This is a genomic window from Klebsiella aerogenes KCTC 2190 (assembly GCF_000215745.1).
Lineage (GTDB): Bacteria > Pseudomonadota > Gammaproteobacteria > Enterobacterales > Enterobacteriaceae > Klebsiella > Klebsiella aerogenes.
The window spans coordinates 1,334,661-1,358,432 of the sequence record NC_015663.1 but is presented as its reverse complement, the minus strand read 5'-3'; the positions used below and the strand labels follow the sequence as shown (position 1 = coordinate 1,358,432).

The 23,772-nt window shown below is 57.1% G+C and carries 19 protein-coding genes; 6 read left to right on the top strand and 13 right to left on the bottom strand.

Translation table 11 applies throughout. From position 1 onward, the window contains the following. Nucleotides 1–71: 71 nt before the first annotated feature. The 4 genes from EAE_RS06605 to EAE_RS06590 all read right to left on the bottom strand — a co-directional run bounded on the left by EAE_RS06605 (nt 72) and on the right by EAE_RS06590 (nt 6,479). Nucleotides 72–1,451 carry a family 4 glycosyl hydrolase gene (locus tag EAE_RS06605; protein WP_015703822.1) on the bottom strand — a complete coding sequence of 460 codons (1,380 nt, stop codon included), beginning with the start codon at nt 1,449–1,451 and terminating at the stop codon, nt 72–74. A gap of 13 nt (nt 1,452–1,464) precedes the next feature. Then, nucleotides 1,465–3,024 carry a PTS transporter subunit EIIC gene (locus EAE_RS06600; protein ID WP_015703821.1) on the bottom strand — a complete coding sequence of 520 codons (1,560 nt, stop codon included), beginning with the start codon at nt 3,022–3,024 and terminating at the stop codon, nt 1,465–1,467. Nucleotides 3,025–3,216: 192 nt separating this feature from the next. Further along, a complete protein-coding gene (locus EAE_RS06595) occupies nt 3,217–4,926 on the bottom strand; it encodes an AsmA family protein (RefSeq protein WP_015703820.1) in 1,710 nt (569 codons plus the stop codon). A gap of 161 nt (nt 4,927–5,087) precedes the next feature. Beyond that, nucleotides 5,088–6,479, bottom strand: a complete 1,392-nt coding sequence (locus EAE_RS06590) for a nucleobase:cation symporter-2 family protein (protein ID WP_015369129.1) — start codon at nt 6,477–6,479, stop codon at nt 5,088–5,090. A 287-nt stretch (nt 6,480–6,766) separates the two neighbouring features. Between EAE_RS06590 and gltS the strand changes: the two genes are divergently transcribed. Beyond that, nucleotides 6,767–7,969, top strand: a complete 1,203-nt coding sequence (gene gltS / locus EAE_RS06585; RefSeq protein WP_015703819.1) for a sodium/glutamate symporter — start codon at nt 6,767–6,769, stop codon at nt 7,967–7,969. A 114-nt stretch (nt 7,970–8,083) separates the two neighbouring features. Here the strand turns inward: gltS and glpK are convergent, their stop codons facing one another. Continuing rightward, nucleotides 8,084–9,595 carry a glycerol kinase GlpK gene (glpK, locus tag EAE_RS06580; protein WP_015369131.1) on the bottom strand — a complete coding sequence of 504 codons (1,512 nt, stop codon included), beginning with the start codon at nt 9,593–9,595 and terminating at the stop codon, nt 8,084–8,086. A 21-nt stretch (nt 9,596–9,616) separates the two neighbouring features. After that, nucleotides 9,617–10,465, bottom strand: a complete 849-nt coding sequence (locus EAE_RS06575; RefSeq protein ID WP_015369132.1) for an MIP/aquaporin family protein — start codon at nt 10,463–10,465, stop codon at nt 9,617–9,619. Between the two features lie 438 nt (nt 10,466–10,903). Between EAE_RS06575 and zapB the strand changes: the two genes are divergently transcribed. The 4 genes from zapB to EAE_RS06555 all read left to right on the top strand — a co-directional run bounded on the left by zapB (nt 10,904) and on the right by EAE_RS06555 (nt 14,759). Further along, nucleotides 10,904–11,149 (top strand): septal ring assembly protein ZapB, encoded by a 246-nt coding sequence (gene zapB, locus EAE_RS06570; RefSeq protein WP_020077673.1) that lies wholly within the window; start codon nt 10,904–10,906, stop codon nt 11,147–11,149. Between the two features lie 153 nt (nt 11,150–11,302). Next, nucleotides 11,303–12,292 (top strand): sulfate ABC transporter substrate-binding protein, encoded by a 990-nt coding sequence (locus tag EAE_RS06565; protein ID WP_015703818.1) that lies wholly within the window; start codon nt 11,303–11,305, stop codon nt 12,290–12,292. A gap of 333 nt (nt 12,293–12,625) precedes the next feature. Continuing rightward, entirely contained in the window at nt 12,626–13,390 is a 765-nt protein-coding gene (locus EAE_RS06560; RefSeq protein ID WP_015369135.1) for a CDP-diacylglycerol diphosphatase, read from the top strand. 64 nt (nt 13,391–13,454) lie between these two features. Further along, nucleotides 13,455–14,759 (top strand): SLC13 family permease, encoded by a 1,305-nt coding sequence (locus EAE_RS06555; protein WP_015703817.1) that lies wholly within the window; start codon nt 13,455–13,457, stop codon nt 14,757–14,759. A 97-nt stretch (nt 14,760–14,856) separates the two neighbouring features. Here EAE_RS06555 and tpiA read toward each other — a convergent pair whose 3' ends face one another. Together tpiA and EAE_RS06545 are read right to left on the bottom strand one after the other, a co-directional pair. Then, entirely contained in the window at nt 14,857–15,624 is a 768-nt protein-coding gene (gene tpiA / locus EAE_RS06550; RefSeq protein ID WP_002922909.1) for a triose-phosphate isomerase, read from the bottom strand. A gap of 108 nt (nt 15,625–15,732) precedes the next feature. Next, a complete protein-coding gene (locus EAE_RS06545) occupies nt 15,733–16,332 on the bottom strand; it encodes a DUF1454 family protein (RefSeq protein ID WP_015369137.1) in 600 nt (199 codons plus the stop codon). A gap of 112 nt (nt 16,333–16,444) precedes the next feature. Between EAE_RS06545 and EAE_RS06540 the strand changes: the two genes are divergently transcribed. After that, on the top strand, nt 16,445–16,873 hold the full coding sequence (locus tag EAE_RS06540) for a DUF805 domain-containing protein (RefSeq protein WP_015703816.1): 429 nt from the start codon (nt 16,445–16,447) through the stop codon (nt 16,871–16,873). Here the strand turns inward: EAE_RS06540 and fpr are convergent, their stop codons facing one another. From fpr to spoT, 5 genes are all read right to left on the bottom strand, one after another. Further along, entirely contained in the window at nt 16,874–17,620 is a 747-nt protein-coding gene (gene fpr / locus EAE_RS06535) for a ferredoxin--NADP(+) reductase (RefSeq protein WP_015369139.1), read from the bottom strand. Nucleotides 17,621–17,715: 95 nt separating this feature from the next. Continuing rightward, the gene (glpX, locus tag EAE_RS06530; protein WP_015703815.1) at nt 17,716–18,726 is read right to left on the bottom strand and encodes a class II fructose-bisphosphatase; all 1,011 of its coding nucleotides are present in this window, start codon (nt 18,724–18,726) and stop codon (nt 17,716–17,718) included. 51 nt (nt 18,727–18,777) lie between these two features. Continuing rightward, on the bottom strand, nt 18,778–20,859 hold the full coding sequence (gene recG / locus EAE_RS06525; protein ID WP_015703814.1) for an ATP-dependent DNA helicase RecG: 2,082 nt from the start codon (nt 20,857–20,859) through the stop codon (nt 18,778–18,780). Between the two features lie 5 nt (nt 20,860–20,864). After that, the gene (gene trmH / locus EAE_RS06520) at nt 20,865–21,554 is read right to left on the bottom strand and encodes a tRNA (guanosine(18)-2'-O)-methyltransferase TrmH (protein WP_015369142.1); all 690 of its coding nucleotides are present in this window, start codon (nt 21,552–21,554) and stop codon (nt 20,865–20,867) included. A gap of 96 nt (nt 21,555–21,650) precedes the next feature. After that, nucleotides 21,651–23,771 carry a bifunctional GTP diphosphokinase/guanosine-3',5'-bis pyrophosphate 3'-pyrophosphohydrolase gene (gene spoT, locus EAE_RS06515; RefSeq protein WP_015369143.1) on the bottom strand — a complete coding sequence of 707 codons (2,121 nt, stop codon included), beginning with the start codon at nt 23,769–23,771 and terminating at the stop codon, nt 21,651–21,653. Nucleotide 23,772 lies beyond the last annotated feature (1 nt).

Below are 23,772 nucleotides of genomic sequence, written 5' to 3'. Positions count from 1 at the left end.
AGCGCGAGCGGGGGGAGTTCCCGGATAGCGGCTGGCGCCTTATCCGGGCTACTCAATCAAGCGTGGGCTCGTTACCGCCACCCGGCGAACTGTGCATCGTCGAGATAGGCCTCAACCAGCTTCTTCGCCAGCGAATATGAACCGACCAGCGGATGAGCCATCAACGCCTGCAGCGCCAGCGATTTGTCCTGCTGCAGAATTGCCGCCACCGCCAATCGTTCATACTCCTTCACGCTGGCAATCATATTTTTCTGCGCCGTCGGCACGTTAACCGGCGTCACCGGCTTAAGACCCTCTTTGCTCAGATCGCAGCTGATTTCAATCACATCGTCGGGGCGTAAAAAATCGAGCGTGCCGTTATTCTGTATCGACACCACGATGCGTTTGGTGGTGGTGCTGTTGACCGCCTCCAGAATATCCAGCGCCACCCCGGCGTAGCCGCCGGTATCCGGCTCTTCAATAAACTGCCGCAGCGTTAACGGCTCGCGGGTATGGAATTTTTCCTGCTGCGACTCGTTTTGCATATAGCTGTTTTCGCGGCGTAGGTAGTGCTTCATCCAGATGGTAAAGGCCGCCTGCGGATCCGCTTTAACATCCACGCCGCTGAGCTCCTGACGCATATCGTGGTTGATACGGGCAATCTGCTCGCCGCGGGTCTCCGGCGCCTGTTGAATCGCCCGTAGCGCCACTTCGCGATAGTAGTAGTAATAGAGATATTCGTTAAGCAACTGGTTATCGCACAGTTTGACCAGCTCCGGCGAGAAGTACTGCATCGCCGTTTTGCGGTACAAATCCGGGTTGGCGACCAGCTGCGCGGTAACCTCTTCCCCGCGCACGGTGAAGTGCGTAAACCAGGAAAAATGGTTTAAACCGTAGCATTCCACGCTCAGGTCGTGCGGGTCGCAGCCGAGGATCTCCGGCAGCTCGCGGATGAGTTCCGACGGCGCATCGCAAATCCCGTATACCCGGCGTTTGAAACCGGATTTGATAATCGCTTCGGTGACCAGCCCGGACGGATTGGTAAAGTTAAACAGGATCGCGTCTTTGTCGGCATGTTCTTCGATCAGCCGACAGTAGCGCAGGATCGCCGGGATCGAACGCATCGCCATGGCAAAACCGCCCGCGCCAGTGGTCTCCTGGCCCAGCGTGTTATGCTCCAGCGCGATTCGCTCGTCGCGGATGCGGCTCTCATCGCCGCCGACGCGCAGCGTGGTAATCACGTAATGGGTACCCTGCAGCGCGGCAGCCGGATCGCTGGTGGTCGTAAAATGAATATCCGGGCGAATGGTATTAAATACATAGCGGGCGATTTCACCAAATAGCGATAAATTATCTGCTGAGCTATCCTGAAATACCACTTCCGTTAAACCAATGCGGTGCGCGTTATAAGCCAGCGACTTCGCCAGAAATGCAGAGCGTACGCCGCCCCCGCCTAATACGGTTAATTTCATACATCACTCCCAATTAATTTTCTGCTAGCCAGCTATCAACCCGGGAACGGACTTGCCCGACTTTGACGCCATAAATAACCTGAACTTCATTACGATTGCGTACTACGCCATTTGCGCCGGTGCTTTTTAATATTTCATCATCAACTAATGTCATATTATGGACAACCACCCGCAGGCGCGTGAAACAGTTATCAACGGAGATAATATTGGCTTTACCACCTAAGCCATTAATAATTTCATCCGTCATCGACTGCGGGCCGCTGACTTTTTTACGGTAGTCCGCCTTACTGTATAACTTAACGTTATCGTCATCCTCGCGGCCCGGCGTTTTCAGATTTAACTTCACTACCAGCGTGCGGAATATCGCGTAATAAACGATAAATTGGCCAATACCGATCAGCACGTACCCCGGCCAGCGGGTTAACGACACCGGCAGCGGCAGGTTGTAGATCAGAAATTCAATTAGGCCGGAGGCGCCCCACGGCCGCACGGTGAAGATGTCGCAAATTGCCTGCGAAGCGGCGGTTAACGTCGCATGGATCACCCACAGCAGCGGCGAGACAAATAAGAAGGTGAATTCAATGGGTTCGGTGATGCCGGTCAGCATCGAGGTGATAATCGCCGGCAGCAGAATCGCCTTTGCCATCGCTTTCTTCTCCGGCTTCGCGGTGTGATAAAACGCCAGCGATGCGCCCGCCAGGCCAAAGATGGTGGTCATCCCCTGTTGCGAGAAACGTAATGCATCGTTCATCACCGGCGTCAGATCGGGATGGCGCATATAGGCGAGGAAAATCGCCTGGGTGCCGGAGACGACCTGGCCATCGACATTTAGCGTGCCGCCGATTTGCGTGAGCTGGAAAGGCGACCACACGAAATGGTGCAAGCCGGTGGGAATAAGGAATTTTTCAAAGAAGCCGTAGACAAACACTCCCGCAACGCCGGCATTCTTCATAAACCCGGTCAGGGCGCTAATGCCGTGGGTCATAAAAGGCCAAATCCAGGTAAAAGCAATGGCGTAGCAGATAATGACTGGCGTCATGGCGACCAGCGTCAGCTTCGCCCCGCCGTACATCGATAGCGCGCCGGGCAGCTCAATATTGGAGACTTTATTATGTACCCAGGCAATGGTGCAGCCAAGAATGATTCCGAGGAATACCCCCATATCGACGACCACAAAGCCTAATAGCTGCGTTTGCCCGGTACCGTAATATTCGCCGTTAATTTTTTCCGCCACCGCATGAGTATGTTCCAGCCATGAATGGTTGGCGCCGAGAAACATGATAAAACACATCACCGAGACAAGTGCGACCTCCGTTTTTTTATCTTTTGCCAGGCCGTAACTTATTCCCACGCAAAACAATAATCCGAGGTTACCGAATAATGGCCAGAAGGTATCGCCAAGCAGTTGCCCTAATTGATGAAGGAAACTGGTTTCAGCAATAAGAGTCGGGTTAGTTAAGACGGAACTGAGAGCCAGAATTAATCCAATGACCGGCAAGAACAATACTGCGCCGATCATGGCCCTGGAGAATTTTTGCATATTCTCCAGAATACGTTGACGTATTACAGACATGGTTGTTCCTTTTATTTTTGTAGGTACAGGGGATCATTATTTTTATCAACTTCCAGTATTTTGGTTATAGCAATTCTGATATTTGAAAGGAACCTGTTGCGGGAAATAGGCACAGATAGCCGCTAATTGCATACAGGTTTCAGGGAGGGGGATTAGCCCTCTTCCGCCGGGAAGAGGGCAAGAGGAAAATGGCTACGGCGTTACGGGAACCGACGCGGCAGGCGCGTTGCTAACCTCGCCGTTGCGCATCACCTGCGCCGCCTGCTGCTTGTCCATATTGGTGGCGCTGAGCTGGCCGTTGACGCTCGGTTTCAGCGGCGCATTGGCCTGCACGCTACCGTTCGCGGTTAGCTGGAAGTTGCCGTCGCCGCTAATCGGCAGCGCAGGCCAGCCCCAGGCCTGCAGAATATTCAGCGGCACGCCGCGGCCGTTCAAGCTCAGATTGACCTGGCGTTGCGGCAATTGTGACACCGCGGCGGTCGCCTGCAGAATGCCGCGCTCGGTAAAAGCGCTCAGCTCGCTGATGTTGACCGTAGAAGCGTTCGCGTTCAGCTTCAGCGACGGACGGCGCACGTCGATGCGGTTGAAGGTCGCGGCGGCGGCATTGAGGGTGGCGCTGCCATTCCACACGCCCCACTGACCATCTTTCACCAGCTGTAATTCGCCGCCGTAACCGTCCAGCGCGGTGATCTGCCACGGGAAGGCTGGGTCGATATCGATAATCAGATTTCGGCTGGCGCTGAATTTCTTCAGCGTCAGGCTTTGCAGCCAGCCCGGCATCGGCTCCATCCACAGCTGTTTCCAGTTGGACGGTAGCGTATATTCCAGCCCGGCGAAGACGGCATCGTCGAGCACCAGCGCATTACCGGCGCGCAGCCAGTTGCCAGAGGTACGCACCATGCCGCCCTCCCAGCGGGAGCTGAACTGGCGTAGCGCAATGCCCTGCGGCGAGAATTCGGCATTGACGATGGGATCGAGGAAATTCAGCGAACCGTAGATAAACTCGCTGGCGTTCATCGATAGCGTCCCGTCGTCGCTTTGCCAGCCGTTATGGCTCAAGGTCAGATTGCGCAAGTTGAGGTCGAGGTCGGTCACCGCCCAGCCTGGCCCCTGCAAACGAGCATCGGTCACATCCAGCCGGCCAATCTGCAGCGAGGGCACCGAGGTGAGCGGCGCAAGGAACTCATTCAGCGGTTTGGCGCTCTGCAGACGAATTTCATTCAGACGCAGGTTATCAACCAGCCAGCTACCGTCGGCGCGGCGTTTGGCGTTGCCGGTCAGCGTGCCGCGCGCGATATCGGCGCCAAGGGTGTTCAGGGTCACCTCGCCGTTATCCATTGCCCCCTGGATCAGGACGTTGCTGGCTTCGACGCCGTTAATATTCATCGAGCCCGCGCTCATCTGAATTTGCGCTTTTCTGCCCAGCACGTCGCCCGCTTCCGGCTGCCATGGCATCACGCCGCCGGTCACCCGCTGCGCGCTCAGGTTCCACTCGCTGTCCGGGCTGTTAAAGGCCATATCGCGTAGCTGCAGGCGGTCGGCGGCAAACGGCATCGAGGCGGAAGCCGGAGAAAGATTCAGCGTGCCGTTGCTGAGAACGATTTCATCAGCGTGCAGCGGGTCGCTGAACTGGCGGGTGCTAAAACCGATATCCACCGTTCTGGCAACCAGCGTCGGTGGCTTGCCGTCGCGGCCAAAGGTGACATTTTGCAACTGCAGATGTAGTGGGGAAGAGAAGTCATGCGCCATCTTATCGAAGGCGATTTTCCAGCCGGTGCTTTCGCTTAACCAACTGCTCGCCTGGCGCGCCCCCCAGCGGGTTTGCAGCGCAAAGTAAGCGGCGACGATAACGACCAGCAGGGCGATCAGCAGCCAGAGAATCAGCTTTCCAAGAAATTTCATGATCTTCCATCCTGATAAGTACACATCACCGTGTTATGCACGATTTATGCGCAATCCTCAAGGCGGGAATAGTGAAATGAGATGAAGTGAGGTGAAGAGATGTTACCGCCGCCGCGCTCCCTGGTCGCCGTGGCGATACCGGGGAGCGCAACTTCAATGTGTTAGTTCTTCTCAGGCGGGAAGATTAAATTCAGAACAATCGCCGTGATACCGCCAGCGGCAATACCGGAAGAGAGCAGGTTTTTCAGCCAGTCCGGTGCGAACTGCAGGATCAGAGGCTGCTGCGATACGCCGAGACCCACCGCCAGAGAGAGGGCGATAATCAGGATAGCGCGGCGATTCAGCGGCTCGCGGGAGACGATGCGCACGCCGGATGCGGCAATGGTACCGAACATCACCAGCGTCGCGCCGCCAAGTACCGGCTCAGGAATATGCTGCACAAAGCCGCTTACCGCCGGGAACAGGCCGAGCACAATCAGCATCAGTGCCACCACAAAGCCCACATAGCGGCTGGCGACGCCGGTCAGTTGGATCACGCCGTTGTTCTGGCCGAAGCAGGAGTTCGGGAAGGTATTGAAAACGGCGGAAACAAATGAGTTCAGGCCGTTCGCCAGTACGCCGCCTTTCAGGCGTTTCATATACAGCGGGCCGGAGACCGGTTGTTCAGAAACGTCGGAGGTGGCGGTGATATCGCCAATCGTTTCCAGCGAGGTGATCATAAAGACCAGCATCAGCGGCAGCAGCAGGCTCCAGTCGATGCCCAGGCCGTAATAGAGCGGCGTAGGGATAGTGATCAGGCTGCTGTTGGTAGGCGCGGTGTTAGCCGGCAGCATATCGAGGAACCACGCCGCCAGATAACCGGCAGCCATCGCGATCACCAGCGAGGCGATGCGCAGGTACGGGTTGCGCTGGCGGTTGAGGATAATAATCAGCGCCAGCACGATGCCCGCCAGCAGCAGGTTTTTCGGCGCGCCGAAGGTGTGGTCGGCCATCGCCGCATAGCCGCCGCCGATAGAAGTCAGGCCAACCTGAATCAGCGACAGGCCGATAATCATCACCACCACGCCGGAGACCAGCGGCGTAATAATGCGGCGCGCCAGATGCAGAACCCGCGAGAGGACCATTTCGGTGCAACTCGCCAGCATCAGGGTGCCGAACAGCGCGGCCATCATCGTCGGCACGTCGGCGCCGCCGGTTTTCAGCGCGGTGCCGCCCATAATCAACGGGGCGACGAAGTTGAAGCTGGTGCCCTGGATGGAGAGCAGGCCGGAGCCAACTGGCCCCCAGGCTTTAATCTGGATAATGGATGCCACGCCGGAGGCGAACAGCGACATGCTGATGATGTGTTGCGTATCTTCGGCCGGGAGGCCGAGCGCCTGACAGATAAGCAGCGCCGGGGTGATGACCGCAACAAACATCGCCAGCAGGTGCTGGAATGCGGCAAACAGCGTTTGCGGAAGCGGCGGACGGTCTTCGAGGCGATAGATTAATTCGCTGGCTGGTTTATGCGCAACCGGTTGCGCATTTTCTGACTCTGCGGTCGTAACGGACATCACAAACAATCCCAAGGTGGCAAAGCGGGAATTTTATCGGACTGTAGACCAAAAGCAAACGTTTGCCACGATTTGGCGCAAAAAATATCCTCACTGAATAGATGTAACAAATTAATTAACATTTTGTATGCTTGATCGCATCAACGCTAATACAAAATATCTTTTTCTGTCATTTTTTGCGCACTTCTGCTTAAAATCGCTCTCCGACTCCTCAAGATGAGAAGTAATCGACACCGGGAATACCGTCGCGTGTGAATGACTCATGCGCCCATAAGGAGCTCTTTTTTATGTTGCATCTCGATACCTTATCGACGCTTGTTGCCGCAACCATGGTGTTGCTTTTAGGGCGAAAGCTCGTTCAGAACGTCCCATTCCTCAAAAAATATACCATTCCTGAACCCGTCGCCGGCGGCCTGCTGGTGGCGCTGGCGCTGCTGGTTTTGAAAAAAAGCATGGATATCGAAATCGATTTCGATATGAGCCTGAAGGACCCGCTGATGCTGGCGTTCTTCGCCACTATCGGCCTTAACGCTAACCTTGCCAGTCTGCGGGCGGGCGGCAAAGTGCTTGGCACTTTCCTGATTGTGGTGGTGGGCCTGCTGCTGCTGCAGAACGCGCTCGGTATCGGCATGGCGAAGCTGCTGGGGCTGGATCCGCTGATGGGTCTGCTGGCCGGTTCTATCACGCTTTCCGGCGGCCACGGCACCGGGGCGGCGTGGAGCAAATTATTCGTTGAGCGTTACGGTTTTGCCAATGCCACCGAGGTCGCCATGGCTTGCGCAACCTTCGGCCTGGTGCTCGGCGGCCTGATCGGCGGGCCGGTGGCGCGTTATCTGGTGAAGCACTCTTCCTCGCCGGACGGTACACCGGACGACCAGCTGGCGCCGACGGCGTTTGAGAAGCCGGATATGGGCCGCATGATCACCTCGCTGGTGCTGATTGAAAGTATTGCGTTAATCGCTATCTGCCTGACCGTAGGGAAGGTGGTTGCGCAACTGCTGGCGGGTACCGTGTTTGAATTACCGACCTTCGTCTGCGTGCTGTTTATCGGCGTGATCCTCAGCAACGGCCTGGCGCTGGCTGGGCTGTATCGCGTGTTTGACCGCGCGGTATCGGTACTGGGCAACGTCAGCCTGTCGCTGTTCCTCGCGATGGCGCTGATGAGCCTCAAGCTGTGGGAACTGGCGTCGCTGGCGCTGCCGATGATTATTATTCTGGCGGTACAGGCGGTGGCGATGGCGCTGTATGCGGTGTTTGTGACTTACCGGATGATGGGTAAGAACTATGATGCCGCCGTTCTGGCAGCCGGTCATTGCGGGTTCGGGCTTGGCGCGACGCCGACGGCGATTGCCAATATGCAGGCGATTACCGACCGTTTTGGCCCGTCGCATATGGCTTTCCTGGTGGTGCCGATGGTGGGGGCGTTCTTTATCGATATCGTCAACGCGCTGGTGATTAAGCTGTACCTGCTGTTGCCGATATTTGGCTGATAAAAAACCCGGAGGCGGTGCTGCGCACCTGTCCGGGCTACAAGATCGTGCTGTTTGGGGTTTTGTAGCCCGGCTAAGGCGTTTACGCCGCAAGCCGGGAATACCTCCACAATCTTACGCTTCGTCGTGCTCTTCCCACGCTAACGCGCGTTTCACCGCTTTCTTCCAGCCGCTGTAGCGGAAATTACGCTCGGTGGTTTCAATACCCGGGCGGAACTCACGTTCAATCACCGCTTTCTCCTGCAGCTCGTCGAGATTTTGCCAGAAGCCGACCGCCAGACCTGCCAGATAAGCGGCGCCCAGCGCCGTGACTTCACGCACTTCCGGGCGTTCCACGCGGGTGCCGAGAATATCGGACTGGAACTGCATCAGGAAGTTGTTGGCGACCGCGCCGCCGTCCACGCGCAGGGCGTGCAGACGAATACCGGAGTCGGCCTGCATCGCTTCCAGAACGTCACGCGTCTGATAGGCGATAGATTCCAGCGTGGCGCGGATAATATGGTTGGCGTTCACTCCGCGGGTCAGGCCGAAAATCGCGCCGCGCGCATACGGATCCCAGTATGGCGCGCCAAGACCGGTAAAGGCCGGCACCACATACACGCCGTTGGTGTCCTTCACCTTAGTGGCGAAGTATTCAGAATCGAAAGCATCGTTGATGAGTTTCATTTCATCACGCAGCCACTGAATCGACGCTCCGGCCATAAACACCGCGCCTTCCAGCGCGTAGTTCACTTCGCCGGTCGGGCCGCAGGCGATAGTGGTCAGCAGGCCGTGGGTTGAGGTCACAGCCTTTTCACCGGTGTTCATTAACATGAAGCAGCCGGTACCGTAGGTGTTTTTCGCCATCCCTTCTTTCACACACAGCTGGCCAAACAGCGCCGCCTGCTGGTCGCCGGCGATGCCGGAGATAGGAATACGGGTGCCGCCTTTACCGCCGATGTTGGTCTGGCCGTAAACTTCAGAAGACTTACGTACTTCCGGCAACATGGCGCGCGGGATATCCAGCGCGTCGAGCATTTTGTCGTCCCAGTCCAGTTCATGGATGTTGAACAACATGGTACGCGAGGCGTTAGTGTAGTCGGTGACGTGCACGCGCCCCTGGGTCATTTTCCAGATAAGCCAGGTATCAACGGTACCGAACAGCAGTTCGCCGCGCTTCGCGCGCTCGCGGGCGCCTTCGACATGGTCAAGGATCCACTTCACTTTGGTGCCGGAGAAGTACGGGTCCACCACCAGGCCGGTGGCTTTGCGGATGTACTCTTCCATGCCGTCGCGCTTGAGCTGCTCGCAGATATCCGCGGTGCGGCGGCACTGCCAGACGATGGCGTTGTAAATAGGCTTACCGGTCTCACGCTCCCAAACGATGGCGGTTTCACGCTGGTTGGTGATGCCGATGGCGGCAATTTCGTCGGAGTTGATATCGGCTTTCGCCAACACTTCGACCAGCGTAGAGCTCTGCGAGGCCCAAATCTCCATCGGGTCGTGCTCAACCCAGCCTGGCTTCGGATAAATTTGTTCGAATTCACGCTGTGACACGCTGACGATATTGGCGTCGTGATCCATCACGACGGCGCGGGAGCTGGTAGTGCCCTGGTCGAGCGCAACGATATATTTTTTCTCGGTCATAATTGGTGTCCCGTAGTCAGATTACAGCGAAGCTTTTTGTTGCGACGCGGAAGAAGCGGATTCTTTTTCTTCCTCGACGCAGGTGTCGCAAGGCAGATGGCGGCCAATGAATTTGCGGTAGCTGAATGCGCCCAGCGCCGCGCCGACCACCGGTGCGCACAGCGGCACCAGGAAATAAGGAATATCTTTGCCGCCGGTGAAAGCGACGTTACCCCAGCCTGCCAGCCAGGCGAAGGCTTTCGGTCCGATATCACGCGCCGGGTTCATCGCGAAGCCGGTCAGCGGACCCATAGAAGCACCGATAACGGCAATCAGCAGACCAATCAGCAGCGGCGCCAGCGGGCCGCGCGGCACGCCGTTGCCGTCGTCGGTCAGCGCTAAAATCACGCCCATCAGGATAGCGGTAATCACCATTTCTACCGCGAAGGCCTGCACAAAATTGATATGCGGGTTAGGGTAGGTCGAGAAGATACCGGCGAGCTCAAGGCTTTCCACGCTGCCGCGTACCATGTTGTGGGTGTGTTCGAAATCGAAGAAAAGATTGTAATAAAGCCCGTAAACTAATGCCGCAGCGCAAAAGGCGCCGGCGAATTGAGAAATAATAAAAGGAACAACTTTGCGCCCATCAAAGCAGGCGAATAACCATAAGGCGATGGTGACCGCCGGATTAAGGTGCGCGCCGGATACGCCCGCGGTCAGGTAGATAGCCATAGCCACCCCCAGACCCCAGATGATGCTGATTTCCCACTGACCGAAGCTGGCTCCTGCGACTTTGAGCGCAGCTACGCACCCAACGCCGAAAAAGATCAACAACCCGGTACCGAGAAACTCTGCGATGCACTGGCCTTTTAATGTTGATGTCTGGCTCATAATCGGATCCTGAAGCGAAGTGATTATTGTAAGTATGTTGGTCGCGGACGACCACGGTGCCTTGTAGGCATAGTGTTAATTTATCGTTAACGAGCATAAACGAGAAATATCGAAATTTAAATTTGTGTCCCTCGTCAAGAAAATGAGCGTTTTCGCGCCATAAACGCGTGTTGCGGCACATTTACCCACCTTTTTCTGCGTATTTTGTTATCTCATTGATTAACAATCGCCAGAGAAGTTCGGGGCAATTGCCGCGAACGCACCAGGTAAAGACTGAAAAGTGTTGCAAACCGCAATCTGCGCGGGTTGTCGCTGGACAGGTGAGGCGGGGATTCATACAATCGACGACAACACCGCTATTGTGCGCTAATTCGTTAAGGCGGGACCGCGTATACGAAACACGAGTTTCTATCAACGCCTTGCAAGATCAGGAGAGGTATGACGATGTCATTAGAAGTGTTTGAGAAATTAGAATCTAAAGTTCAGCAGGCGATTGATACCATCACTCTGTTGCAGATGGAAATCGAAGAGCTGAAAGAAAAGAACACCACGCTGGCGCAGGAAGTGCAGAGCGCGCAGCACGGCCGTGAAGAGCTGGAGCGTGAAAATAGCCAGCTGAGAGAACAACAGCAGGGCTGGCAGGATCGTCTGCAGGCGCTGCTGGGCCGCATGGAAGAAGTCTAATCGCTTCCCGCCCCTTCCCGCCCGGGAAGGGGTTTTCTCTATCCCCCCGCTTTATATCTCCAGGTTATAGCCAATCTTTTTTTATTCTTTAATCATTGATTCGCTTTCTGGCACGCTTAGTTCATCACAACACGACATAAAGAGAGCGGTGCGATGAATAAGTGGGGCGTAGGGTTAACTCTGTTGCTGGCATCCGCCAGCGTGCTGGCAAAAGATTATCAGCTGTTAAACGTATCGTACGATCCGACGCGCGAGCTGTACGAACAGTACAATAAAGCGTTTAGCGCGCACTGGAAGCAGGAAACCGGCGATAACGTGGTGATTCGTCAGTCGCACGGCGGCTCCGGCAAACAGGCGACGTCGGTTATCAACGGGATTGAAGCGGATGTCGTCACCCTGGCGCTGGCCTACGACGTAGACGCCATTGCTGAACGTGGTCGTATCGATAAAAACTGGCTGAAGCGCCTGCCGGATAACTCCGCGCCGTATACCTCAACCATCGTGTTCCTCGTCCGTAAGGGCAACCCAAAACAGATCCATGACTGGAACGACCTGATTAAACCCGGCGTATCGGTCATCACCCCGAACCCGAAAAGCTCCGGCGGCGCCCGCTGGAACTATCTGGCGGCATGGGGCTATGCCCTGCATCAGAATCACGGCGATCAGGCTAAAGCGCAGGAGTTCGTGAAAGCGCTGTATAAAAACGTGGAAGTGCTGGATTCCGGCGCACGCGGTTCCACCAACACCTTCGTAGAACGCGGGATCGGCGACGTGCTGATTGCCTGGGAGAACGAAGCGCTGCTGGCGACGAAAGAGCTGGGCAAGGACAAGTTTGAAATCGTGACGCCGAGCGAGTCCATTCTGGCCGAGCCGACGGTTTCCGTCGTCGATAAAGTGGTGGATAAGAAAGGCACTCGCCAGGTGGCGGAAGCGTACCTGAAGTATCTCTACTCGCCGGAAGGCCAGGAGATTGCGGCGAAGAACTTCTATCGTCCGCGCGATCCTGATGTGGCGAAGAAATATGCCAACGAGTTCCCGAAACTGAAGCTGTTTACCATCGATCAGGAATTCGGCGGCTGGGCTAAAGCGCAGAAGGAGCACTTCTCCAACGGCGGTACCTTCGACCAGATTAGCCAGCGTTAATCCTCTTGTCCCTGCTGGCGCTACGCTTAGCAGGGCTACAGTTCTGCGCCGTCCGGTAGCCCGGGTAAGGCGACAGCCGCTACCCGGGAGTCCCTGCTTGCGCTACGCTTAGCAGGGCTACAGTTCTGCGCCGTCCGGTAGCCCGGGTAAGGCGTCAGCCGCCACCCGGGAGTCCCTGCTTGCGCTACGCTTAGCAGGGCTACAGTTCTGCGCCGTCCGGTAGCCCGGGTAAGGCGTTAGCCGCTACCCGGGATAACTCCCCGCCCGCCATCTGTTTTTATTTAGTCATCAAATTACGTTACTCTTCCGGTTCAGGCTTAACAGGGAACAATAATGAGAAGAGTAAGATACCTTTTATGGGCGCTGCTGGTGGTTATTCTGGCGGCGCTGGCTGGCGGCTACTATTGGCTGCATTCCGGTAACCCGAACGCGTTACGTCATATTGTCCTGCAGCAGTGCGTACCCAATCAGCAGCAACATCAAAACCCGTCGCCGTGCGCGGAAGTGAACCTGAAAGGCGGCTACGTGTTGTTTAAAGATCGCAACGGCCCGCTGCAATATCTGCTGATGCCGACCTACCGTATTAACGGTACCGAAAGTCCGCTGCTGTTGGATCCGCTAACGCCAAATTTCTTCTGGCAGGCCTGGCAGGGGCGCGAAATTATGAGCCAGCGCCGCGGCGCGCCGATTGATGATAACGCGGTATCGCTGGCGATTAACTCGCGCAGCGGGCGCACGCAAAACCATTTCCATATTCATATCTCCTGCCTGCGTCCCGATGTCCGCGCGCAGTTAGATAATGATGCGGCGACAATTAGCAGCCGCTGGCTCCCTTTGCCGGGCGGTCTGCAGGGCCATGAATATCTGGCGCGTCGGGTAACGGAAGCCGAGCTGGCTCAGCGCAGCCCGTTCCTGATGCTGGCGGAAGAGGTACCGGAAGCGCGCGAACATATGGGGCGTTATGCGTTAGCGATGGCGCGGCAAAGCGACGGCTCGCTGGTGCTGTTGGCGACAGAGCGTAACCTGCTGACTCTCAACCGTGCTTCGGCGGAAGAAATTCAGGATCATAGCTGCGCAATTCTTAACGCAAACCACTAGTTCTGGCGTTTACCTGTCTTTCCTGTCGTCGTATTCTTGCTGAAAAAAACGACAGGAGACAGGCATGTCGCTCTGGCTAACCCACCCGCTGTTCCTCCCTTCGCTGATCGTCGGCATCACCATTGTGCTCTGGGCGACTTCGCTGTTACCGGAATTTATCACCGCGCTGCTGTTCTTCGCGGCGGCGATGATGACCAAAATCGCTCCGCCGGAGGTGATCTTCGGCGGTTTTGCTTCCTCCGCGTTCTGGCTGGTGTTCAGCGGCTTTGTGTTGGGGATCGCCATCCGTAAAACCGGACTGGCGGATAGAGCGGCGCAGGCGCTATCGGCGCGGCTCACCGACTCCTGGCCGCGGATGGTCGGCAGCGTGGTATTACTGAGTTATGCGTTGGCGTTCGTGATGCCATCAAATATGGGGCGCATCGCGCTGTTGATGCCGATTGTGGCGGCGATGGCCCGGCGCGCGGGGATAGCCGACGGCACGCGCGGCTGGTACGGCCTGGCGCTGGCGGTGGGCTTTGGCACCTTCCAGCTATCTGCGACCATTTTGCCTGCTAACGTGCCAAATCTGGTGATGAGCGGGGCGGCGGAAGGCTCTTACGGGATCCATTTGAATTACGTTCCCTATTTACTGCTGCATACGCCAGTGCTTGGCTGGTTGAAAGGGGCGGTGCTGGTGGCGCTGATCTGCTGGCTGTTTCCCGGCAAGCCGCATCCGCCGCGCGAGCTGGCGCCGCTGGCGCCAATGAGCCGTGACGAAAAGCGTCTGGCGTGGCTGCTGGCGGTGGTGTTGACGTTATGGGTGACAGAGAGCTGGCACGGCGTCGGCCCGGCGTGGACCGGCCTGGCGGCAGCGGTGGTCACGCTGCTGCCGCGAGTAGGATTTATCAGCGGTGAGGAGTTCGCCAGCGGGGTGAATATGCGCACCTGCATTTATGTTGCCGGCATTTTGGGACTGGCGATTACCGTGACCCAAACCGGGATTGGCGGCGCGGTGGGTAACGCGTTGCTGCAGGTGATGCCGCTGGATAAAGATAATCCGTTCACCAGCTTCCTGGCGCTGACCGGAATTACCAGTGCGCTGAACTTTATTATGACCGCCAACGGCGTCCCGGCGCTGTATACGACTTTTGCGCAGAGCTTTGCCGACGCGACCGGCTTTCCGCTGCTGAGCGTGATTATGATTCAGGTGCTGGGTTATTCCACGCCGCTGCTGCCATACCAGGCGTCGCCGATTGTGGTGGCGATGGGATTAGGTAAAGTCCCGGCGAAAGCGGGGATGTTGCTATGCCTGGCGCTGGCGGCGGTGAGCTATTTGATTTTGCTGCCGCTGGATTATGCGTGGTATCAGCTATTAGGGAAATTGTAGCGATAATATAAAACCCGGCTCGCGCTGCGCTAAGCCGGGTTTTCATTTGGCGAATTTGTCAGCAACCCCGGCAGCGTTTCACCACCGGGAAAGCGAATTACGCTTTTTTCGCCGCTTCTGCAGCTTTAACGATCACCGCGAAAGCGTCTGCTTTCAGGGAAGCGCCGCCAACCAGCGCGCCGTCGATGTCCGGCTGGGTGAACAGCTCTGCGGCGTTGCCGGCGTTAACGGAACCGCCGTACTGGATGATGACCTGCTCAGCGATTTTAGCGTCAGCTTTAGCAATGTGGTCACGGATGAATTTGTGTACCGCCTGAGCCTGCGCTGGGGTAGCGGATTTACCGGTACCGATAGCCCATACTGGTTCGTACGCGATAACCACGCCTTCAAAAGCGGCTGCGCCCTGAGTTTTCAGCACCGCGTCGATCTGACGTGCGCACACTTCTTCAGTTTTGCCCGCTTCGTTTTCAGCTTCGGTTTCACCGATGCACAGAACCGGCGTCAGCCCCTGCTCTTTCAGTACAGCGAATTTCTTCGCGATCAGCTCGTCGGATTCTTTGTGGTAGGTACGGCGTTCGGAGTGGCCGATGATGATGTACTGCGCGCCGATATCTTTCAGCATTTCGGCGGAGGTTTCACCGGTGAATGCGCCGGACAGGTTCACGTCAACGTTCTGCGCGCCCAGGTGGATGTGGCTGCCTTCTGCCGCACGCTTAGCCAGGTCGAGATACATTTCCGGCGGCGCGATTGCCACTGCACAGCCGCTTACGCCGGCCAGTTCAGTACGCAGGTTAGCAACCAGTTCGTTTACCATGTGGCGGCTGCCGTTCAGTTTCCAGTTACCCATCACTAAAGGATGTCGCATTTTAATTCTCCACGCTACTAAGCGAATTAAGGAATATAGCCGCCCCAGAGGGCAGCATGGTCTGTGAAACAGTATAGAGACTCGTCACTGGAAAGGCTTTGCTTTTTGTCATTTATTGTTGTCTTCCAGCGTTTCAGATAGCGCCAGCTTAATCGGTTCAATGGCGAAAGTTAGCCCTTTTTCCCCGTGATCTGCCACTACATAGCGCACCGCGCCTTCGGTTTCGGTGTAGTAGCGTTTGCCTTTGCCGGCGGTCAGCAGTTTTTGCAACTTTTGCTGGCTCTGCAGTGGACTTAGCGTCGGTACAAAAGCGCGAAGAATAGCGCTCATATACTCCTGCGCTTTCGCTTTCGCCGCTTTTTGTTCCGGCCCCTGAATCGGCAGCCAGGTTATCTGCATCGATTTAATCTTTAGCGTGCCGCGCTCCAGCGCGGTAGAGGCATACAGATTCTCGTTAATCTTGGTGGCGGCGCGGGTCAGGTTAGCTTTATCGCGGCTGGAGGCGATAGAACGAAACTCGTTAAGCGGCAGTTTCGGATTATCGGCATTAAATTTTTCGCGGAACTCGCTGATGCTGACATCAAAAATCGGCGCGCTGGGTAAAAGATAGGGAGCGGTGGCGGCGGATTCTGTTTCTGCGGACAACGCCATCGGGCCGACAGATAACGCTGTCAGCCCAATCAAACTTAAGATTGCCCACTTCTTCATGCCTGTCTTTCCTTTTTTTGCCTGCCGACGATTAAAACGGGAACCGTCACGCTTGTCAAAAAGTGACGCCTTCAGGGTAAACTACGCGAATGATGATGATAAGGAATAAAACATGACCCTACAGCAGTGGTTATTCTCAATTAAAGGCCGTATTGGCCGCCGGGATTTCTGGATTTGGATCGTTATCTGGGTGTTGACCATGAGCGCGCTGTTTACTCTCGCGGGCAGCAATTTGCTGAGTTTGCAGACCGCGGCGTTTATTCTCGTCTGCCTGCTCTGGCCGACGGCGGCGGTGGTGGTGAAGCGTCTGCACGATCGCGGGAGATCCGGCCTCTGGGCGCTGCTGATGATTCTGGCGTGGATGCTGCTGGCGGGCAACTGGGCGATACTGCCGCAGGTCTGGCAGTGGGGCGTCGGGCGCTTTGTACCGACGCTGATTATCGTCATGATGTTGATCGACCTGGGAGCGTTCGTCGGCACCCAGGGCGAAAATAAGTTTGGCAAAGAGACGCAGGATGTCCGCTGGAAAGCGGACGCCTGATTACCAGTAGTGCTCTGCCGTCATATGGCCCGGTCGGCGACGCAGATGTTTGGTCATCTGCCGGGTCTCTTTCAGCAACTGTTGGGTATCACGCACCATCTGCGGGTTACCGCACAGCATCACGTGGCTGGTATCGGCGGTCATAGCCAGGCCGACCGCCTCTTCCAGCGCGCCGGTTTCAATCAGAAACGGCACCCGGCCGGTCAGCGAACCTTCCGCTGTCTCGCGGCTGACCACGGTCTGGATACGTAATTTGCCGGCGTAGCGCTGCTCCAGCTCGCGCATTTGCGGTAAATAGCTGAGGTCGGCGGCATAGCGCGCCGCATGCACCAGCACCAGATTCTTGAAGCGATCCAGGTCTTTCCCTTCTTCCAGAATCGACAGATAGGGGCCGATCGCCGTACCGGTGGCGAGCATCCACAACGTGTCGCAGTCCGGCACCTCTTCCAGCACAAAGAAACCGGCGGCTTCGCTGACAATCTGAACGTCGTCGCCGGGTTTCAGCGCGGCCAGTCGCGGGCTGAGTTTACCCTCCGGAACGGTGACCAGGTAGAACTCGAGATCGGGATTGCTGGGGGCGTTGACGTAGGAGTAGGCGCGCTGCACGCGCTCGCCGTCAACATCCAGGCCCAGTTTAGCAAACTGCCCTGCGGTGAACGGCTCAACGGGCGCGTGAATGGTGAGGCTAAACAGTGCATCGGTCCAGTTTTGCACTTTTACAACTTTACCTGTAACCCAGTTTGCCATTGCGTCTCTCCTTTCAATCTCGTCAGTCTATCTTCACCGCGACGGGAGAAGATTTCCAGCCCGAAAAGGCTGGAAAGCTCGATTGATCAAATGTTTTACAGGATGTGTTGCTGGACGTCCGGGTCTTTTCGGTCGAGGTAATGAATCGACTGAATACGGCGGATAGTCCGCGATTTACCGCGGATCAGCAGCGTTTCAGTAGTCGCCATATTGCCCTTGCGGGTAATGCCGTCCAGTAGATCGCCTTTGGTAATCCCGGTGGCGGAGAAGATGACGTTATCGCTGCGCGCCATTTCATCAAGACGCAGCACTTTGCCCGCTTCGATGCCCATGGTTTTGCAGCGCGCCAGTTCGTTTTCACCGATACGGCGGTTCTCTTCGCTGTCGCCCTTCACGTGGTGACGAGCCAGCAGGCGGCCCTGCATATCGCCGTCCAGCGCGCGGATCACCGCCGCCGAAACCACGCCTTCCGGCGCGCCGCCGATGCCGTACAGCACGTCGACTTCGCTATCCGGCATGCAGGTAAGGATAGAGGCCGCCACGTCGCCATCGGGGATCGCGAACACGCGCACGCCCAACTGCTGCAGTTGCGCAATGACCGCGTCGTGGCGGGGTTTCGCCAGCACGGTGACGGTCAGTTCAGCGAGCGGTTTATTCAACGCGCGGGCGATGTTGCGCAAATTCTCTTCCAGCGGCAGATTGAGATCGATAGCGCCTTTAGCGCCGGGGCCGACAATCAGCTTTTCCATATACATATCCGGCGCGTTGAGGAAGCAGCCTTTATCGCCGACCGCCATCACTGCCAGCGCGTTGGCCTGGCCCATGGCCGTCATGCGGGTGCCTTCAATTGGGTCGACGGCGATATCTACCGCGTCGCCTTTGCCGGTACCCACTTTTTCGCCGATATAGAGCATCGGCGCTTCATCGATTTCGCCCTCGCCGATGACGATGGTGCCGTCGATATTGACGAGGTTAAGCATAATGCGCATGGCGTTAACCGCTGCGCCGTCGGCGGTATTTTTATCGCCGCGGCCCAGCCATTTATAGCCCGCCAGCGCGGCGGCTTCGGTGACACGCGAAAATTCGATGGCCAGTTCTCGTTTCATAATCCACTCATTGTGTAGAAAAGTTGCCCGTAGCGCGGCAAAAAGGACGCGCTACGCGTTGGAATAGCGTTCGGTTTCCGGCATCCAGCGCTCAATCAGCGCCTGTGCCTGCAGCGGATAGCGTTCGTGAATATGGCGAGCAATGCGCTGAACATCGGGGATCATGGCCTGATCGCGCAGCAAGTCCGCTACTTTAAATTCGGCGTTGCCGGTCTGGCGGGTGCCGAGAAGCTCGCCGGGGCCGCGGATTTCCAGGTCTTTCTGGGCGATGACGAAACCGTCGTTGCTGTCGCGCAGCACCTGCAGGCGCTTCTGCGCCGTTTTGGAAAGCGGCGATTTATAGAGTAGCACGCAGTGGGAGGCGACGGCGCCGCGCCCAACGCGCCCGCGTAGCTGGTGCAGCTGCGCCAGACCAAGACGCTCCGGGTTTTCAATAATCATCAGGCTTGAGTTAGGGACGTCAACGCCGACTTCAATCACCGTGGTGGCGACCAGCAGGTGCATCTCGCCCTGCTTGAAGGCCTGCATTACGGCCTGTTTCTCCGCTGGCTTCATCCGCCCGTGGACGAGGCCGATATTAAGTTCCGGCAGCGCCAGTTTGAGCTCTTCCCAGGTGGCTTCCGCCGCCTGGGCTTCCAGCAGATCGGACTCTTCAATCAACGTACAGACCCAATAGGCCTGGCGACCTTCCTGGGTGCAGGCGTTACGCACGCGGTCGATAATGTCGCTGCGGCGCGTGTCCGGGATAGCGACGGTCGTTACCGGGGTACGGCCCGGCGGCAGCTCATCGATAACCGAGGTATCGAGGTCGGCATAGGCGGTCATCGCCAGGGTGCGCGGAATCGGTGTTGCGGTCATGATCAGCTGATGCGGGTGGAAGCCCTGCTGCTGGCCCTTTTCCCACAGCGCCAGGCGTTGATGAACGCCAAAGCGGTGCTGTTCGTCGATAATCACCAGCGCCAGGCCGTTAAACTGCACCTGCTCCTGAAAAATGGCGTGGGTGCCGACAATCATCTGCACTTCACCGTTGGCGATGGCTTCCTGCTGCGCCTGGCGCGCTTTGCCTTTCTGTTTGCCAGCCAGCCAGCCGACTTCAATGCCCAGCGGCGCGAACCAGCTGCGGAAATTATTGGCGTGCTGCTCGGCCAGCAGTTCGGTCGGCGCCATCAGCGCCACCTGCTTACCATGGGCGATAGCGCGCAAGGCGGCCAGCGCGGCAACCAGCGTTTTACCGGATCCGACGTCGCCCTGTACCAGGCGCATCATCGGCACGTCCAGCGCCATATCGCGCTCGATCTCCGCGGTGACGCGCGCCTGCGCGCCCGTTGGTTTAAAGGGCAGGGAAGCCAGGAGCTGGGTTTTCAGCGTGTCGTTGGCGCTGAGCGGCAGCGCATGGTAGCGCTGGGCGCCGGCGCGAAGCGCCAGCATGCTGAGATTATGCGCCAGCAACTCTTCCAGGATAAGACGCTGCTGTGCCGGATGTTTACCGCTCTCTAGCTCGCTGAGCTGTAGCGACGGCGGCGGGCGGTGCAGCGTACGCAGCGCCTCCGGTAGGCTCATCATCCCCTGCGCCAGCTCCGGCGGCAGCAGTTCACTAATCGCGCAGGTTTCCAGCAGCTCAAGCGCCTGATCGGTGAGTTTGCGCAGCGTCGCCTGCTTAATGCCTTCAGTGGTTGGGTAGACCGGAGTGAGGGTTTCCTGTAGCTCCGGGGTACTCATATCACCCTGTACGCGATATTCCGGGTGGATCATCTCGGCGCCAAACTTGCCGCGTTTAGCTTCGCCGTAGGCCAGCACGCGACGACCGGTCGCCAGGCTGTTTTTCATCGCCGCGTTGAAGTTGAAAAAACGCATGGTCAGGATGCCGGAGCCGTCGCTGATCTGACAGGTCATCATCCGGCGGCCGCCGAAGGTGATATTGCTGTTGAGCACTTCACCCTCTACGGTTGCGTAGACGCCCGGCAGCAGTTCGCCGATTTGGTACAGGTGAGTCCGGTCTTCATAGCGTAGCGGCAGGTGAAGTAGCAGGTCCTGAACCGTATGCAGACCGATTTTCGCCAGTTTGCTGCTCTGTGCGGCGCCAACGCCGGTCAGCGAGTTGAGCGGGACGGCATCTAACAGGCGGCCTGACATTGGATTTACCTCGCCGCCTGCATCGTTGCCCACCACGAGGCATCGGCTTCGACTTCACCCTGCTCATTGACGTGGGGATAAGGCAGCCCTTTTTGTTTGGCGACGCGCGCCAGCACCGGGTAACCGCCTTCAAATAGCAGCCGCTGCTGCTCTTCAGGCGGCAGCATGCTATTGGCGCGTTGGTACATTCCAGCGTTCTGCCGCTGACGCTGCGCTTCGTAAAGGATCAGCGCGGAGGCGACGGAGACGTTCAGCGACTGCACCATACCGACCATTGGGATAATGATGTCCTGGTCTGCCAGCGCCAGCGCTTCCTGGGTGATGCCGGTTTTCTCCTGGCCCATCAGAATGCAGGTCGGGCGCGTATAGTCGATTTCGCGAAAATCGATGGCTTTGTCGGAAAGGTGCGTCGCGAGGATTTGCATGCCCCGGCCTTTTAAGTGGCTGACGGCATCGCCGATCGTGCGGTGCGTTTTCACCTGCACCCAACTATTGCTGCCGGCGGCGGCAGAGGCCATGGTGCGCATACGGCTGCCAGGCCAGATGGCGTGTACTTCGTGTACGCCGATGGCGTCTGCGGTGCGGATGACCGCAGAGACGTTATGGGGTTTATGGACCTGCTCCATGCAGACCGTCAGATCAGGCTGACGCCTGGCGAGCATCTCGCAGATACGCGCATAACGCTGTGAATTCATTCTACTTAATCCTTCGAACTGCCTCGGCGTTAGCTGCACTCACTCACCCCAGTCACGTACTTCAGTACCTTCCTGGGGATTCGATTTTTGTAAAAGCTAATTTCGGTTACGAGTGACTTTAATCACGTCCGGCATGACGCGAATTTTGCGCATGATATTCGCCAGATGCACGCGATCGCGCGCGGTCAGGCGGATAAAGGCGCTGTAAACGCGGCCATCTTTTTCTTCCGTATTCAGGCTCTGAATATTGGAAGACGCGGTGTTGATTGCGGCCGTCAGGTTAGCCAGCGCGCCCTGGTGGTTGAACATATCCACCTTAATTTCGGCGATAAATTCCTGCGCAGTTTCTTTATCCCATTCGACCGCCATAAACTTCTCAGGCTCTTTCTGGTAGCCGCGGATGTTACGACAGGATTCATGGTGGATAACCAACCCTTTGCCTGGGCTGACGTGGGCGATGATCGGATCCCCCGGAATCGGACGACAGCACTTGGCGAAAGTAATCAGCACGCCATCGGCGCCCTTGATCGGCAGATGGCCGTGATTCGACGCGTTGGCCGGCACCGGTGCGGCAGAGGCTTCGCCCTGCTGCAGGTTTTTCGCCACCACCACGCTCATTGCGTTACCGAGACCGATTTCCGCCAGCAGATCGTCAAGCGTGGCCAGCTTCATGCGGTCAAGTTCGCGCTGGATGTTCTCTGGCGGGATCTCTGCCAGCTTGCGGCTGCCGCCTAACGCGTGGTTAAGCAGCCGGCGGCCAAGGCTGACGGAATCGTCGCGCTTAAGGTTCTTCAGCAGTTGGCGGATCTTGGCGCGCGCTTTTGAGCTGACGACAAAGTTCAGCCATGCGGCATTCGGGCGTGCGCCCGGCGCGGTAATGATTTCGACAGTCTGGCCGCTGGAGAGTGGTTGCGACAGCGGATAGGGCTGACGGTCGACGCGCGCGCCGACGCAGGCATGGCCGATATCGGTATGCACCGCATAGGCGAAGTCCACCGGCGTGGCGCCGGCAGGCAGTTCGACAATGCGCCCTTCCGGGGTGAAAACGTAAATCTCATCCGGGAACAGATCGGATTTAACGCTCTCGATAAATTCAAACGAGCTACCGGCGCTCTGCTGCAGTTCCAGCAGGCTTTGCATCCAGCGCTGAGCGCGGATTTGCGCGGTCGTGCTGCTTTCGCCGCCGTGCTCTTTATAAGCCCAGTGCGCCGCAACCCCCATTTCCGCCATCTGGTCCATATCTTCGGTACGGATTTGTACCTCGACCGGGACGCCGTGGGGGCCAATCATCGAGGTGTGCAAAGATTGATAGCCGTTCGCTTTTGGAATGGCGATGTAATCTTTGAAACGACCGGGACGCGGCTTGTAGAGGCTGTGCATTTGGCCCAGCACGCGATAGCAGATATCGGGATCGTGAACAATAACGCGGAAGGCGTAAATATCCATGATCGAGTGAAAACGCTGCTCTTTAAGCACCATTTTGCAGTAAATGGAGTACAGATGCTTTTCGCGACCGCTGACGCGGCAGGGGATCCCCGCTTCCTGTAAACGCCCTTCGATTTCAGAGAGGATCTTTTGAATCATCTCTTTACGATTACCGCGCGCTGCTTTAACCACTTCTTTGATGACGCGGTAGCGGTTAGGGTACAGTGCTTCAAAGCCCAGCTCTTCGAGCTCGGTTTTGATGTGATGGATACCTAAACGGTGCGCCAGCGGGCTATAAATTTCCAGCGTTTCGCGGGCGATGCGGCGGCGTTTATCCGGGCGTAGCGAGCCCAGGGTGCGCATATTGTGGGTGCGGTCGGCAAGTTTGATGAGGATGACGCGGATATCCTGCACCATCGCCATGATCATTTTGCGAAAGTTTTCGGCCTGCGCCTCTTTCTTATCGCGGAACTTGAGCTTATCAAGTTTCGACACCCCCTCTACCAGTTCGGCGACGCTTTTACCAAAAAGCTGTTCCATGTCCTGGTAGGTTGCAGGGGTATCTTCAATCACATCATGCAGCAGCGCGGCCATCAGCGTTTCGTAGTCGAGTTTCATCTCGGCCAGAATGCAGGCCACCGCTACCGGGTGCGTGATATAGGGTTCACCGCTTGAACGTGTCTGACCCTCGTGAGCGTCACGTGCAACGAGATACGCCTGCCGAAGGCGCTTGATTTGCTCTTCCGGCAGGTAGTTTTGAATCAGCTGATTCAGGCTTTCAAACAGATACAAG